At 35.9% G+C, this 17,032-nt stretch carries 12 protein-coding genes and 1 pseudogene; 4 read left to right on the top strand and 9 right to left on the bottom strand.

The annotated features are described in order from the left end of the window. Positions 1–37 precede the first annotated feature (37 nt). From CPHY_RS00680 to CPHY_RS22525, 9 genes and pseudogenes are all read right to left on the bottom strand, one after another. Entirely contained in the window at positions 38–430 is a 393-nt protein-coding gene (locus CPHY_RS00680; protein WP_012198148.1) for an ArsR/SmtB family transcription factor, read from the bottom strand. Positions 431–529: 99 nt separating this feature from the next. Beyond that, on the bottom strand, positions 530–1,747 hold the full coding sequence (locus CPHY_RS00675) for an ABC transporter permease (protein ID WP_012198147.1): 1,218 nt from the start codon (positions 1,745–1,747) through the stop codon (positions 530–532). Between the two features lies 1 nt (position 1,748). After that, positions 1,749–2,525: an ABC transporter ATP-binding protein gene (locus CPHY_RS00670; RefSeq protein ID WP_012198146.1), complete on the bottom strand. Its 777-nt coding sequence runs from the start codon at positions 2,523–2,525 to the stop codon at positions 1,749–1,751. Between the two features lie 88 nt (positions 2,526–2,613). Then, on the bottom strand, positions 2,614–3,663 hold the full coding sequence (locus CPHY_RS00665; RefSeq protein WP_157668634.1) for a peptidylprolyl isomerase: 1,050 nt from the start codon (positions 3,661–3,663) through the stop codon (positions 2,614–2,616). A 151-nt stretch (positions 3,664–3,814) separates the two neighbouring features. Continuing rightward, entirely contained in the window at positions 3,815–7,354 is a 3,540-nt protein-coding gene (gene mfd, locus CPHY_RS00660; protein WP_012198144.1) for a transcription-repair coupling factor, read from the bottom strand. 40 nt (positions 7,355–7,394) lie between these two features. Beyond that, positions 7,395–7,970, bottom strand: coding sequence for an aminoacyl-tRNA hydrolase (pth, locus tag CPHY_RS00655; RefSeq protein WP_012198143.1), 576 nt, complete (start codon positions 7,968–7,970; stop codon positions 7,395–7,397). Between the two features lie 439 nt (positions 7,971–8,409). Next, positions 8,410–9,444, bottom strand: coding sequence for a polysaccharide deacetylase family protein (locus tag CPHY_RS20450; protein WP_012198142.1), 1,035 nt, complete (start codon positions 9,442–9,444; stop codon positions 8,410–8,412). A gap of 645 nt (positions 9,445–10,089) precedes the next feature. Further along, a complete protein-coding gene (gene spoVG / locus CPHY_RS00645; RefSeq protein WP_012198141.1) occupies positions 10,090–10,371 on the bottom strand; it encodes a septation regulator SpoVG in 282 nt (93 codons plus the stop codon). A 51-nt stretch (positions 10,372–10,422) separates the two neighbouring features. Then, positions 10,423–10,821: pseudogene (locus tag CPHY_RS22525) on the bottom strand (GlgC family sugar phosphate nucleotidyltransferase); the annotation flags it as partial. Positions 10,822–11,511: 690 nt separating this feature from the next. Here CPHY_RS22525 and murC point away from each other — a divergent pair. From murC to CPHY_RS00620, 4 genes are all read left to right on the top strand, one after another. Further along, positions 11,512–12,921, top strand: a complete 1,410-nt coding sequence (murC, locus tag CPHY_RS00635) for a UDP-N-acetylmuramate--L-alanine ligase (protein WP_012198140.1) — start codon at positions 11,512–11,514, stop codon at positions 12,919–12,921. Positions 12,922–13,319: 398 nt separating this feature from the next. Beyond that, positions 13,320–14,432 (top strand): DnaD domain-containing protein, encoded by a 1,113-nt coding sequence (locus CPHY_RS00630; RefSeq protein ID WP_012198139.1) that lies wholly within the window; start codon positions 13,320–13,322, stop codon positions 14,430–14,432. A 105-nt stretch (positions 14,433–14,537) separates the two neighbouring features. Further along, on the top strand, positions 14,538–15,542 hold the full coding sequence (locus CPHY_RS00625) for an ATP-binding protein (protein ID WP_012198138.1): 1,005 nt from the start codon (positions 14,538–14,540) through the stop codon (positions 15,540–15,542). A 227-nt stretch (positions 15,543–15,769) separates the two neighbouring features. Then, positions 15,770–16,939 carry a ribose-phosphate pyrophosphokinase gene (locus tag CPHY_RS00620; RefSeq protein WP_012198137.1) on the top strand — a complete coding sequence of 390 codons (1,170 nt, stop codon included), beginning with the start codon at positions 15,770–15,772 and terminating at the stop codon, positions 16,937–16,939. Positions 16,940–17,032: the final 93 nt, after the last annotated feature.

The raw sequence follows: 17,032 nt of genomic DNA, 5'->3' as shown, positions 1-17,032 counted from the left end.
TTTCTATCTTTCACAGTCAAAATTAAAAGCTAAAAACCTATCTTGAAGTATGACAATTGATCTCAAAGATGCTATCCACCATCTTGTGAATTAAGATTGCCTTTGGCGTATCTTCTAATGTATATAAGACCTCTTTTCCTAGTCTTCTACTCTTAATAATCCCATTCTGTTTTAAAGTTTTTAAATGATGTGATACTGCAGGTGCTGTCATACGAACTGCAGCCGCTATATCGTTTACACACTCTTCGCTATGGCATAATAGCCAAAGAATTCGAAGTCTTGTGCCATCACTTAGTTGATTAAAAACCTCTGCAGCCATTAAGAATTCATGCTCCTGTGGAATGTCGTGCAATAGCTTCGTAAGACTTCCGTCATGATTATGCAATTGAGATTGTTCCAGTGGCATTGAAGTTTCTTTTTTCTCTAACATTTCTTTTCTCCATTTCTGCGCTTGCTTTAGCACATTCAACGTTGATTTTCAATCAATAAGGTCACCTATTGCATGTTATACTTATTCCCTACCTACAACTTATGCATTAAACATTATCTTTTCATTATTAAACGCTTTTGCAATTGCTATCGTTACAAGAATTGCAAGGATTAACGTAGAACAGCTGGATATGAGAAATTGAGCTAGTGTAAGTTCATTTGTCATAATATTTTGAATTGCGAGTGAGTTACCATATACCGGAATTGCATAATGATAAAGAGGCTTTTCTATTCCTCCTTGAAACATTGTCAGCATACCGGCCACAATGATTACGATATAAAGTGGCGATATGTAGGAGCTTGCCTCCTTCGCTGTCTTTGCAAATACACTAACAAGGGCAACCAATCCGACATACAAATAGACCATAACAATCATAGTTATGAATAACGCTACTACCTGCGTCACTCCAAATCGTACACTAATCGCCCCCCCCTGTGAGCCCATATTCCCTTCCATCATCGGCATCGCTATAATCATGGAAATGGCATATACTACGGCAGAAATACTGGATAGCACAGCAAGAGAGCTTAATTTACCTAAAACAATCTCACTTCTGTTAATCGGTGTTAATAAGAGTTTCGCCATCGTTTGGCGTTCTTTTTCACCAGTAATGGCATCTACACCAAGGCTCATAGCACCGACAAATAGCATAAATGTTATCATATATGGTAACAGCATCGCTAAAAACTGTCCATTTTGTTTATCTGCATCTACAATTACCTTCTCTGCAATCTGAAATACCTGCAAAACTTCAAGATTACCCAAACGCTTCGCTAATAACTGTTGTTGTAGTGGCTCTAGCACCAAAGTTCGAAAATTGCTCTCAGCCTCTGTAGAGTACTTCCCTGTAGTATTATAAAATAGTGTTACCTTAGGAATAACATCGCCTGATTTCTCATAAGATGCCACTGAATTATTAAAGTTGTTCTCAAAGGATACCAATAAATCAATTGACTCCTTTAAGATCTTATTTTCATATTCCTTAACGGAACTTTCTTTGGTAAGATAGGTAACCTTAGCAACCTCTAAAAATCCTGAAGTTTTTAGTAAACTCTCATATTCCTTTGGCATGTTTTGAATATAGACGATAGATTCATGCTTTTTAATATCATCAACCATCCGATTCATCATTACCCCAATTAACGAATACATTCCGATAATAATGATTGCAGGAAGTATAAATAAGCTAAATATCATCTTTTTATCTTGAAAAATGCGTTTCATTTCTTTTTTAAAAATAATATTAGCACCCTTCATCTTATGCTTCCTCCTTGATATAAGTTTGGTATAGTTGAAAGAAAGCATCTTCTAAATCATTTGTCTTAGTCTCTTTTAGAATCTCCGATAAAGTACCCTCCATTACCTTTCTTCCTTGAATGATAATTCCAATTCTATCACACAGCTTTTCTGCTTCACTCATGATGTGGGTCGAGATAATGATAAGTTTTCCCTCATTTTTGAGCTCCTTTAAATAATCAGTTACACTCCTTGCAGTTACGATATCAAGTCCAGTCGTAGGCTCATCAAAAATTATAATCTTAGGATCATGGGCTAAAGATACCGCAATCGCGGCCTTTTGTTTCATACCCGTAGATAACTCTTCAATCTTTTTGTCTTGGAAGGGGGTGATACCAAAGTAATGGAATAACTTTTCCCTTCTCTCTATCGATTCTTTCTCTGGTACTCCATGAAGATTAGCAAAAAAATGAAACATATACTTTGCAGAGAATTGCGGGTCTAACTTTATTTCATTCGTTAGAAAACTAATGGATTCCCTAACATTCTTTGATTGCGTAATTGTATCAAAGCCATTCACCTTAATAAAACCTTTCGTTGGCTTTAACAGGGTGGCTACGCAACGAAGTGTTGTCGTTTTCCCTGCACCGTTAGGACCTAACAATCCATAAATCTCCCCTTGTTTTGCAGTTAAGCTAACATTATCCACTGCACATTTTAAATTCTCTTTTGTTTTTAACTGCCTCATTTGCCGCTTCGTTAGTTTATAGATTTTGGTCAAATGATTGATTTCTATCATACTCCCACCCCCTTAATTTATTCCTCCAGTGTGAAGTTTTAAAATTCTTAGGTGGCGTCTTTTGGCACCTTAGAAATTCTCTTCACACTTATTTCACTAACTCACCGGTAATATCAATGGAGTTCCAGATCTCTTTATTTAACTTAACTTCCTTCTCTCCCTGCCATTTATTGTATTCTACATCAAATGCTTCTTCTTGACGCTTTATGATGATATCTTCCTTTTTGCTATCAGTAGCGTTACGATCTAATAAGGAAACACAACGAAAGATAAAATAGCCATCTGCAGTATCAATAACATCACTGATTTCTCCTTCGTCTAATGCAAATGCAACCTTCTCTAGATTTTCCTTCATATCGCCTTTTCCAACTGTAATTTCAACTTCGTTTTCATCATCTGAATTCGCCGCTGCAAAATCGTAAAAGTTTTTTGCATCAAGTGCTTCTTCTCTTAATTTATACGCACGAGTTTTCGACTCCTCCAATTGTTCCTTTGTGTATTCAATTCGATTTCCATTGGCATCGTATCCATACTTTCCAACAAGGATATATTGAAATACCGCTTGTCTTGCTAATTCATCAGATACTTCCGTATCCACATTTAAGGTTAGACTTTCATATATTTTATTAGCAAGCATATTGTCTCTATAGATCTTATTTACAACCCCTTTATTCACATTGTAGTAATCCAATGCTTCCGGAGAAAAATTACTAGTAAAGTCAGCTGTAAATTCATCAGCATCCAACAACTCATCTTCTGATAACGTTATCCCTAATTCCTCTGCCTTAGAACAAACAAGCATTAAGTATTCTATCTCTTCATAAACCGAATCTTTTAATAACTGTTCGTAGGTGGTACCATCCTCATCAACAACAAGACTCCATACATCCTTGCCATATAACTCTTCAATCTCTTCTTTTCTAGATTGAAGATATAGTACCGCCTCCTCATAACTAACCGTTAGATTATTTACAGTAAGAACTGTTTTCCCTTGCTTTTCCTGCGCAGGCACTTCAGGAACTACCGTTATTCCATCTTCATTCGTTACATCACTACCTTTATTTTTACTGCATGCCCACAAGGAAGTCGCTAAGGTTAGCGCTAATACTATCGTGCCTATTCTCTTTATCTTTTTCATCTTATCCTCCATTCCTGCGCATGCTTTTGCGCATTTAAAGCTTGTTTCATCTAATTTATAAAACACTGCTGTGGAAAGTTTCATCAAAGTACTTATCCTATTTGATATTAATTCATTCTCCAACTCCTTGGTATCTTCTATTTATCATTCCTTAAACAAGGATTTGAAACTCTAATAATAGATTTTTTACACTCTCAAAAACTGCTAATGTGTCTATCGTTCCAACTTTAGGATTTTTAATCACGTTAGCCATATGATAAGTAAAAAACGGTGTGGCACCAGGAATCATCTTTAGATTGTTGCCTACTTTTAGAAGAAGTTCTGGTATCATCTCAACTTTTATCTTAGCTTTCGGGTACATCGACAGCTTAACCTCAGTCCCTTTTTGGACCAAATTACTAACATACACCTGATGCGCCATTGACTTAAGTAATGCGATGTTTAACAGATTATTTACAGAGGTTGGAATGTCTCCAAAACGATCCAGCATCTCTTCTTGCATATCCATAAACTCTTCTTCATTCTCTATTCCAGCTATCCGCTTATACATATCAAGTTTTTGCATTTCATTTTTAATATAAGTAGACGGAATAAAGGCATCCATATCCATATCGATGCTGGTATCAAAGGTATCCTCATCACTAATCTCTCCCTTTAATCCCTTCACAGCATCGTTTAGCATCTTACAATATAAATCATATCCGACAGCTTCCATATGACCACTTTGTTGAGCACCTAAAAGATTACCAGCTCCACGAATTTCAAGGTCACGCATCGCAATCTTAAATCCTGATCCGAGCTCTGTGAATTCTTTAATTGCCTGCAAACGCTTCTCTGCGACTTCCTTTAGCAACTTATCTCTTTTATACATAAGGAAAGCAAACGAGGTACGGTTGGAACGTCCAACACGTCCACGTAACTGATATAATTGGGATAACCCTAATTGATCCGCATTATCAATAATCATGGTATTTACATTGGATATATCAAGACCGGTCTCAATAATTGTGGTTGAGACCAAAACATCGATTTCACCATTTATAAACTCAAACATAATCTTTTCCAGCTGATGTTCATGCATCTGCCCGTGAGCAAACGCTACATTGGCATCTGGAACCAGCCTTGCTATTGTATTTGTTATCTCATCTAATCCATTAACACGGTTGTGTACATAATAAACTTGACCGCCTCTTGCTAATTCTCGGTTGATTGCCTCTCTTATAATTTCATCATTATGCTCTAAGACAAAGGTCTGTATCGGCAAACGGTCAACCGGTGGCTCTTCCAAAACGCTCATATCTCTGATTCCAACTAAGCTCATATGAAGGGTTCTTGGAATCGGAGTGGCGGTAAGAGTGAGAACATCGATATCGCCTTTCATCTGTTTGATTTTTTCTTTATGAGTAACACCAAAACGCTGCTCCTCATCAATAATCAAAAGTCCTAGATTTTTAAACTGAATATCTTTTGATAAAACTCTATGGGTTCCAATCAAGATATCAAGTTGTCCCTTTTTTAAATTCTCTAATGTTTTTTTCTGCTGCGCTGGAGTTTTAAAACGACATAACATATCAACACTAATTGGGAAATTCATCATTCTCTGGCTAAATGTATTATAATGCTGCTGCGCTAATATCGTTGTTGGTACTAAGAATACAACTTGTTTTCCATCCGAAATTGCTTTAAATGCTGCACGAATTGCTATTTCTGTCTTTCCATAGCCAACGTCACCACAAATCAAACGATCCATAATTTTTTTACTTTCCATATCCCGTTTGGTGTCATCAATCGCCCTTAGCTGATCATCTGTTTCTTCATATGGGAACATCTCTTCGAATTCCCTTTGCCAAACCGTATCCTCACAAAAAGAATGACCTGCCTTCGCCTGCCTGGTCGCATAGAGCTCTACTAGTTCTTTCGCTATTTCTTTTACTGCTCCCTTTACTTTGGCTTTTGTATTCTTCCACTCTACTGAGTTTAATTTATTCAGTTTTGGCTTTCTCGCATCTGCACCGGCATACTTTTGAATAACATCTAAACCAGTCGCTAGGATGTAGAGTACTCCGCCACCACCATACTCTAATTTAATATAATCTTTGCTTACTTTATCCACTTCGATTTTTTCGATACCACGATAAATTCCTAACCCATGATTTTCGTGTACGACATAATCACCTATATTTAAATCGGTAAAGCTTTGTATCTGCTTACCTTCATAACTAGGCTTTTTCTTTTTCTTCTTTTTTTCAGCACCAAAGATATCGCTTTCTGAGATAATAACAAGCTTAATTAACGGATACTCAAATCCACGGTGAACACTGCCGTGCATTACCACAATTTCGCCCTTTACCGGTATTCTATCTACATCCTCACTATAGATAGCAGGCAATTCATTATCTCTTAAATCCTGTGCAAGTCTCGCTGCTCTGGTTCTGGAGCCAGAGAGTAAAATCACACGATAACCGTTTCTCTTCCAGTTTTGTAAATCTTTTATTAGAATTTCAAAGTTATTATTATACGGATTCACACTTTTAACGGTAATATCCACTTTCTTTTTTGCTGCAAGTTGCATTACCTTATGGTCCATCGTACTTATTAATACACTGTTTCTTCGACTTAGGTTTGCTAACAATTCCTTATAGTCATAGATAACATCCATTTGGCTTGGTAAGATATATCCTTTTTCAATACGTCCTACCATACTCTCTGAAAACTCGGTAAATACAGCTTCGCCTTTTTCTGCCAGACGGTTTGGTTCATCCGCAAATATAATAGAGCTATCATTGGCAAAGTAATCAAAGAAAGAACATGTTTTATCATAAAAGAAACGAATATAACTATCAAGATTTAAAGAACCTTGTAAGCATTCAAGATTTTCCTTAAACTCCTCTACAATCTGATGAATCCTCGCAGCTTCCTCGGTTTTTAGCTCTCCTCGTAACTTACCAACATACTCTTTTTGTTCTATATTTAACTTATGAAGTCCATTTTTAAGTGCCTCTGGCTCTAAAATAATTTCAGAAGCTGGATAGATAACTGCTGTACTAACTCTTTCAATAGAGCGTTGGCTACCAACATCAAAGGTACGAATAGAGTCTACCTCGTCCCCCCATAACTCGATACGGTAAGGAGCTTCCTCAGTCAATGGATAGATATCTATAATTCCTCCACGGATGGCAAATTCACCCGGATTTTCCACTTGTCCCTGACGTTCATAGCCAAGGTGAATTAGCTTTTCACTTAAGCATTCAATTTCAATTGTGGAATCTTCTTTAATACATATAATTTTATCCGAAAGATAATCAAGTGGTAATAACTTATCCATACCTCCATCAATTGTTGCCACTACCGTCATTGGTTTTCGTTCTAGAAGATTCTTCAGAATTCTCATACGTTCTCTGACTATGGCATTCCCATGGATGTCCGCACTGTAAAAAATAATATCCTTAGCGGGATATAAATACACATTGCGATCATAAAGCTTTAAATCTTCATAGATTTCTTTCGCTTTTATATCATTATAAGTAATCACAAGCTTGCATACAATCCCCTCAGAAAGCGCATGTATCAGGTGACATTTCTGCGAATCGATACATCCTGTTATTAAGAGTGGAAATTGATTTTTTTGAATGCTTTGCTCAATTACTTGAAACTCCCGATATTCCTGCAAGGGTGCAGTAAATGTTTTCATGTTTTACCTCATTTCTGCGCTGCTTTTAGCGTTATTTCCTTTATGTGTTTATCTCTTTTTTATTAAAAAGATTCATCGCTACTTTTGCTCCATCTCTAAGGATAGTCTCACACGCCTTCGAAACTTTTTCTAATGCTTCTCTTATCGCAGGCTCTTCTTCTTTTGGGAAACGTGCCAATACATAATCCGCTAAATCCCAATTTTTTGGTTTATCACCAACCCCAATTTTAATGCGACAAAATTCGTCGGAACCTAAATGAGCAATGATATTCTTAATTCCATTATGACCACCAGCACTTCCTTTGGTTCGAATTCGGAGCTGACCTACATCCAAACTGATGTCATCATAAATTACAATGATCTCTTCCTTTGTAACTTTATAAAAATCTATTAATTCCCTAACACTTTCTCCACTTAAATTCATATAGGTCTGCGGTTTTGCCAAGATTACTTTTTCTCCACCAATCATTCCCTTCCCGCAGATTGCTTTATGCTTTTTTGTATCAAGTGAAATATTATTATCATCCGCTAATCGCGTTATAGCATCAAACCCTATGTTGTGTCTTGTTGCCTCATATTCCCTTGTTGGATTTCCTAAACCTATAATGATATACATGTTATTCCTCATTTCTGCGCTGCTTTTCGTGCAAACTAAAATTATAATCTATTCTAATCTATCTAATCGTGTACCATTTCGAGTGCAAGATGAATTAGCAAAAGCTAATTTACCTCGTAAGCAAGAATAAGTATGCTTCGCAACTTTTCCTTATCCTATATAATTATTTCAAACACAGTATACCGCACATATCCTCTCCCTATGGTTTTTGGGTAAGGAATACCTGCGGTTTCTTAACTTAGTTACTTATATTTTTCATTTATCTTTTTGTTCTCTTCTATTATTATAATTTACTCGAAATCTTATTACAACATAATCTTTTTGGCTTTTCGGAACAAAAAGGATAAGACGATCGATTTAGTGAAACAAATATGTTCTACTAAAATCTATCGACTTATCCTTATTTTACTCTTAGCATATAGCTACTATTTCTAAGAAATTATTTTGCATTGTAATAAATCTTACCTGGTTCTAACTCAATTCCTTTGGCTTTAAACATTTCTTCAACGGTTACAACTTGATATCCCTGTTTAACTAACCATGGAACTATTAATTCAATTGCATCTGCAGTGGAAGGATATAAATCATGCATAAGAACAATGGCACCGTCACTTACACTTCTCTTAACCTCTTCAAATACTTTATTCTTGTCTCTTGATTGCCAGTCTAACGTATCTACGCACCATGCAATCATAGGTACTTTGACATACTGAGATACTTTTTCACTTTTAGCTCCATAAGGAGGACGAAGATATGCATCTCCTACATTTGCCTTTTCATTAATTAACTCGTTGGAATAATCCACTTCGTGTTCAATACCTTTTTGATCAAGCTTTGTTAAATCCTTATGGCTGTAAGAATGGTTACCGATTTGGTTTCCTGCATCATGAACCAGCTTTAATGTATCACCATAGGTATCCACACGATTTCCCATAACAAAAAAGGTAGCTCTTGCATCGTTTTTTTCTAATGTTTCTAGAATTCTCTTTGTTACCGGTGGATATGGGCCATCATCAAATGTTAACGCAACCATTGGCTTATCTGGATCAATTACACGATCAGAGTTACTGGTAGATGCACTAGAGTCATCGTTATCCACAGGAGTTGTTGTTTCTCCTTGGTTCGTAGTCTCATCATTATCTCCCACACCAGGTGTTATACTTGGAGTAACCTGCCCAGTACCATCTCCTTCTGCCTGATTACCACTTCCCTCTGGTGAAACTGTAGGGGTAATCGTGACTTCTGGTGTTGGTGTACCGGTATGTATATCACCGGAGGAATCTTGGTCCGTTGGTCCATTTGGCTCTCCATTATTATCAATGGTACCTGCCGCATTCACTTCCGCGTTATCTCCATTTCCAAACCACTTACTACTTTGTGTTATTATTACAATCGTTGCTGTAATAGCAAGTACAATCCAAGATATTTGTAATGCATACAATAATTTTCTATTTCTTCTTCTACGACGTCTCACAATATTTTCCTTCCTAATCAATAGTTAACAGTTATCTGTTGCTTCCTCCACTCTTATGCCTATTACTGTAACATCTTTGTAAGCGTCAAAAGGATGTTTCTTTGTCTTATCAGAACATTGGTAAATCCACTATGCTTTTAAAGTCTTTCATAGCTCGTTAAATTTATGTCTAGGGATCTACTACCTACATTACTTTATTCACTTTCGTATCTGTTTCATTATTACATACATAATTACTAGGGGAACTGTCACGCCTACTTTTGCGTGATTTTAATCTTTTGTATGTTACCACGGGGGACAAGCACCACCTCATTTATTGTCCTCTGCGAGAACCTCTGTAAACTTTCATGCCATTTTTTCTATCCATATTGTTACTTATCAAAGCATGAAGATTTACTCTAAAAACATCTTCATTATATATAGAGTACTCTATTCTCCAAAAAGTTTCAATAAGTTTTCATAAGTTTTCATAGGTTTTAATTCCCAAAAATATTTTATTTTTTCCTTTTATTACAGCTACCCAGAATACCGAAAGGCATCAGGCCATAGCCTAAAAATACAGCTGCCATTTTCTTTGGCAGCTGTATTTTGGGACATGAATAACTTTTTTAAACAGTTTTAATTTAGCTCCTTAGCTAAGTTAATCTATTCTGCCTCTTCTATATTACCTTCCAAAGCAGCGAGTTCGTATTTTTCTAGTATAATACTCTGAATCTTATCTCTAGTGATAGAGTTAATCGGATGCGCGATGTCCCGATACTCCCCGTCTCCAGCTTTTCGACTAGGCATTGCAATGAAGAGCCCCTTCTCTCCTTCAATTACCTTGATGTCATGTACTACAAATTCATTGTCTAAGGTAATTGAAACCACTGCCTTCATCTTACCTTCCTTACTAACCCTACGTACTCTTACATCCGTGATCTGCATACAGCATCCCCCTTTAGCACTCATTCTTTTGTCATTGACCATAAATGCTTTCTATAATACATAACGGTCATTTTTTTCAATGACAATCTTAACATTTCCTTCTTCTCCGACATGAGTCGTGTTCGCCTGAATCGTGTCACGACTCTCAACAATACAATTCTCAATGTAAGTATTGTCACCAATATGTACATCATTAAGAACTATGGAGTTCTTTATGGTGCAGTTGTTTCCTACATATACCTTTTTAAATAGCACGGATTCTTCGAGTGTGTATATACACTCCATGCCATTTATAAATACATCCGCTGGAAACTAAGCTATTCATAACTACCGACGAAGCGTTATATTAGCTGGTGGTAAGTCATCAATCTTAGAATACACATCCGGATACCGTTTAAAAAAGTAGTCCCTTATGTCTATATTTAAGAAATCCATATTGGTCTTGTAATATAGAGGTTTTAATACACCCACCGTAACTACTCGATAATTAATGCAATTGCTTGTCCACCAGCTAATAGCATTACGATTATTCCTTTTTTTATCATACCACCACCCCTTGCTGTTTTATATTTCCATTATAACATTTTATTACGTAGTTGTGAATATATTTACCAGTTATTTTCTTAGTTTTTATCAATTATTGTTCAAATCATCAAATCATTCTATTTTTCTACGATTTTCATAGACATTCTATCCTATTTTTTACGAAATATTTACGGTATTTTTAACATTTTAGCAAAACATCTTGATAATTATCCTATTGTAGCCTTAATATATCTTGTCCATTAACGTAATACTCTGCCCCTTATTGTCATATTATATAAAAGAATCTACCAAATTTTCTATCTAGCTTTATTCTTCTAATCCCATTTCTCTTAATAAGTATCTACCTATATTTGCTATTTTCCAGCGAACGATTGTAATTTTATACAAATCGGTTATAATAGCAAGTAAATACAGTGATTGCACTATCCTGTGATTTCTGTATGAAAATTCTCATGCATTTGTAAAATAGGCCTCGTACTAGAGGCACCGTTTTTTTCTTATAGCATAAGTATTATATCAGGAATTATTGTTTCCTGCATTAGAGCGGTTACTTACTCATATTCCGCTTTTTATAAAGACTGGAGGACATTCTATATGTATCACATTGACTTTACCAAACCGATTCACGTACATTTTATCGGTATCGGAGGCATTAGTATGAGCGGCCTTGCTGAGCTACTACATACCAAAGGTTTCACCGTTAGCGGTTCAGACGCAAAGGACAGCAAGATTGTGGATCGATTAAGACATTTAGGCATTACCATTTTTATTGGACAGAAGGCAGAAAATATCACCGAGGATATCGACCTTGTAGTATATACTGCTGCAGTAAAATCTGATAATGTAGAATATCAAGCTGTTCAAAAGCATAACATACCAATGCTTGACCGTGCTGACTTCTTAGGTCAGGTAATGCTACAATATAAAAATGCCATCGGTGTCTCCGGTACTCATGGAAAGACAACAACAACTTCAATGGTTTCTTTAATGATGCTAGAAGGGAATTTTGATCCAACCATATCAGTTGGTGGTATTCTTGATAATATTGAAGGTAATATTCGTATTGGTCATTCCGAAAATTTTATTGTTGAATCCTGTGAATATAAAAATAGCTTCTTAAGTTTTAATCCTGCACATGCTATTATTCTTAATATAGAGGCAGAGCATTTAGACTTCTTTAAAGATATTGAAGACATTAGAACTTCTTTTCATACCTTTGCAAAAAAACTTCCTGACTATGGAAACTTAGTGGTCTGGGGTGGAATTGACCGTTATGAGGAACTGATAGAAGACCTCTCATGTAACGTTATCACTTATGGTATGTTTTCCTCAGAAGAAGAGCGAGAACAAAATAAAGATCGTTATGATTATGCTGCCTGCAATGTTACCAGCGATGACTTTGGCCTTCGTAGCTACGACTTATATAAGCATGGTAAGTTTGTAGACCGTATTAATCTGGCTGTAATTGGTGATCACAATGTATTAAACTCGTTAGCAGCAATTTCTCTTGTAGATACCCTTGGTGGTACTATGTCTGCAATTAAGAAGGCACTTTTAGCTTATAAGGGAACCGAACGACGCTTTGAGCGTAAGGGTGTACTAAATGGAATTACAATTGTAGATGATTATGCCCACCATCCTTCGGAGATTAAAGCAACCTTAATCGCTGCAGCATCCTATCCTCATAAAGATATTTGGTGTGTCTTCCAACCGCACACTTACACACGAACAAAATCCTTTTTTCATGATTTTACAACAGCGCTTGCACTTGCTGACAAAATAGTCCTTGCTGATATCTATGCAGCAAGAGAAGAGAATCCAGGTGATATTTCATCTAAGGATATACAAAACGAATTACTTAAAATAGGGAAAGAAGCTTACTATATTTCAGATTTTGCAGAAATAGAAAAATTTTTATTAGAACATTGTACCAACGGTGACTTGTTGATAACCATGGGCGCCGGAGACGTTGTATCTATTGGAGAATCTCTACTTCAGAAATAGTTATCCACATTATCCACAACCTTATCAACATTTATTATCCGATAGGGTTGTGGATTTTTCTATATTTTCTTAAAATTCTACAAGAAACGACTCGTTTCGTAAAAACCCTTTGTTTAAGCCACTTTTTTAAGCATGTCCCATTTTTCCCTAAAATTCATCCACTGCTTTATCCACATTATCCACATAATTCACATTTTATCTGATTCCCTCCTCCTTCCAAAAAGACCTATTTCATTCTTAATTTTTGTATGCTATAATGTGCATGCAACAAGGGTAGACCAACATAGAAACCTCTAAAAATCTCCGCACATTTTATAATATTACATAAAGTGGGGATAGGTTGAAGAAATTCACTTCAACCCAAAAGGTTTTTATTTCATATAGCTTGGAGGCAATTTATGAGTAAAATTTCTTTCTTTTCAACCACAGATGCAGGAATCACTGTAATTTCCAATAGATTTTTAGATGAATACATGCCACGTGCCAATGGTACCTTCGTAAAAATATATCTCTATCTACTTCGTTGTTTTCAGGATCCTTCCTTAGAAACTTCACTTTCTTACTTGGCTGAAAAATTAGATGAGACCGAAAAGGATATTGAACGTGCAATCCGTTATTGGGAAAAGGAGCAATTGCTTATTATAACTAGGGCAGCAAATCGTCAAATAACTGCTATAACATTTACTTTTCCATCCAACGATAATCTAAATACAGAGGAAACTTTGCCTTCTATCACACAAGAGGTTATGGAGCAGACAGCAGTAACAGAGGCAGCAGCGAAAGAACAGGATAATTCAAAAGCAACTACCATTCATAAACCAAACTACTCCGAGGCACAGATCAAAGCGCTTACTGAGATGGAAGAAGTGAAGTGGATTATGAATACAGTAGAACGATTGTTAGAGCGTTTATTAAAATCAACTGACGTTCAATTAATTCTGTTTTTATATGAAAGCGTTGGATTTTCCGCTGAATTAATCTTTTATCTCTATGAGTACTGCGTATCAAAGAATAAAAGGAGTGCAAGCTATATCGAGACGGTAGCGATTTCCTGGGCAGAAGAAGGAATTGACACTGTTGAAAAAGCTGATGCTGCAACACTTTCTTACAACAATAATTATAATTCCATCAACAAGGCATTTGGTTTAAATAGAGCTCCAGGAACTATTGAAAAAAAGTTTATGCATCGTTGGTTTCATGAGTTTTGCTTTGATATTAATATTATAGAGGAAGCTTGTAATCGTACCATGTTAGCAACAGGGAAACCAGACTTTAAATATGCTGACAAAATACTTGAGAACTGGTATAAAAAGGGAGTCACCTGCGACGCTGATATTGTAAAATTAGATGAAGCACATGCAAAACAATCCGCCCTTTCCGCAGCGAATAAACAAGCTGCATCCACAAAACAACCTACTGCAAACAACCGATTTAATGCATTTCCTCAAAGAAAGTACTCCGAAGAGGATTTTCTCTCAATGGAGCAACGTCTTTTAAATAATCGTTCATAATGGGAAGTAATAAAAAATGATTCACTTGCAAATTTGTGCTTTCGCCAATCCGTGAATTTGTGCTGTTGCCCAAGTTCACGGATTGGTGACGAATGGAGGATTTTAATGGCACTGAAAAACTATCAGTACAATACCATATTAAGAGAATACGATAATCGAAGGCTGCAAAATCAGTATGAACTGAAAAAAAGGAAGGAAGAAGTTTATGCAAAGATTCCGGAGCTTACATTGATTGATGAAGAAATCATCAATGGTTCGATTCAAAGTGCCAAACTCTCTCTCTCAGGCAATGAGACCGCACTTAATCATTTAAAGGAACGAAACGAAACGCTTTCTTTGAAAAAGCAAGAGCTCCTTAGAAAAGCCGGTTATCCAAATCATTATTTAACAATGTGGTATACCTGTCCGGATTGTATGGACACCGGTTATATTGAAAATGAAAAATGCCACTGTTTTAAACAAGCGATTGTAGACATTCTCTATCATCAATCAAACGTAAGAGATTCCGTTCAATATGAAAATTTTTCAATTTTCTCTTATGATTACTACGCAGATGATTACTATGATGAAACTACAAAGTTAACGCCCCTTGAAAATATTAAGAGAGTCGTAACAGAAACTAAGAAATTCATAAATCAATTTGATACAAGCTATCAAAATCTTTTGATTTACGGGAATACTGGTGTAGGAAAAACTTTTCTAACAAATTGTATCGCAAAAGAACTGATGGATCATGCACATACGGTAATTTATCTTACTTCCTTTCAGCTTTTTGAAATCCTAGAAAAATATAAATTTAATTCTGCTGAGGATATGGATGACATAAGAAATCAATTTGATTATATTCTTGACTGCGATTTACTTATTATTGATGACATCGGTACAGAGATGAATAACACCTTCATCAATTCCCAGCTCTATCAATGCATCAACGAAAGACACCTAAGGCAAAATTCAACCGTAATCTCAACGAATTTGTCTTTTGACCAATTAAAAACCAATTATAGTGAGCGAATATTTTCTCGAATCTCTAGCAACTATTTATTGTTAAAAATTGTAGGAGATGACATTCGTTTGCAGAAACTTCTAAAGAAACACTCGAAAAGTTGAGTTTAATCTTGACGAAACAAGAGGATAATAGTAATATAGCTTTCGGAAGTGGTTGAATCGGAATGATTTTGGCCGAAATTCTCATAAAAAAAGCCAATTTTATAATTCTAAAAAACAAGAGAAGAAATCTAGAGAATCTCTTGCCATCATTTATAATTTATACCCTTATAGGCGACGTAAGCAAACCCCAAATAACTTATGTCTAGTACAATACTGGAGGAAAAACAATGTCACAAGATAATTTTAAAGAAACCCTACCTGTAGGAACTCTTGGTATCATTGCCTTGGAAAGCAGCCAGGCTCTTGGTCAGAAAGTAAATGATTATATTGTTGAATGGAGAAAAAAACGCACCGGTGAGCATACAACAACAATGCAATTTGCTGGTTATCAAAGAGACTCCTACTTAATTAAGCATCAATGTCCACGTTTTGGTTCCGGTGAAGCAAAAGGTCTTATTAAAGAATCCGTTCGTGGAGATGACTTATACTTACTTGTTGACGTTTGTAATTATAGCTTAACTTATTCCTTATGTGGTCATACCAATCATATGTCCCCAGATGACCACTATCAAGATTTAAAGAGAATTATTGCTGCTGTTGGTGGTAAGGCAAGAAGAATTACTGTTATTATGCCTTTCTTATATGAAAGCAGACAACATAAGAGAAGTTCTCGTGAGTCTTTAGACTGTGCATTAGCACTTCAAGAACTTACAAACATGGGTGTAGAAAGTATTATTACTTTTGATGCACATGATCCTCGTGTTCAAAATGCGATTCCACTAAAGAGTTTTGAAACTGTAATGCCATCCTATCAGTTTATCAAGAATTTATTAAAGAATGTTCCTGATTTAGTAGTAGATGCTAAGCATATGATGGTAATCAGCCCTGATGAAGGTGCTATGGGACGTGCTGTTTACTTTGCAAACGTTCTTGGACTTGATATGGGTATGTTCTACAAACGCCGTGACTATACAACTATTGTAAATGGACGTAATCCAATCGTTGCTCATGAGTTCTTAGGAGCAGACGTAGAAGGTAAAGATGTACTGATCTTAGACGATATGATTTCCTCAGGCGAAAGTATGTTGGATGTAGCAAAAGAATTAAAGAAGAGAAAAGCAAAACGTATCTTTGTATGCGCTACTTTTGGTTTATTCACAAATGGCCTTGATAAATTTGATGAAGCTTACGAACAAGGACTGATTGATTTCGTAATGACTACAAACCTTGTTTATCAGACAGAGGAATTACTTAGCAGACCTTACTATATCAATGCAGATATGAGTAAGTATGTTGCATTATTAATTGATGCATTGAATCATGATGCTTCCATTAGCGAATTCTTAAGCCCAACAGAACGTATTCAAAGTGTTCTTAATAAGTATAATAATAAATAATAAAAGTTTATGATAACTAAAAAGGAGTACGCTTCGCGAACTTTTCCTTTTCATGAACTAGGAAGTTAATATAGGATGAGGCAGTTATGTTTC

It is taken from the genome of Lachnoclostridium phytofermentans ISDg (genome assembly GCF_000018685.1).
In the GTDB taxonomy this organism is placed as follows: domain Bacteria; phylum Bacillota; class Clostridia; order Lachnospirales; family Lachnospiraceae; genus Lachnoclostridium; species Lachnoclostridium phytofermentans.
This window is presented reverse-complemented; position numbering and strand designations above follow the sequence as displayed.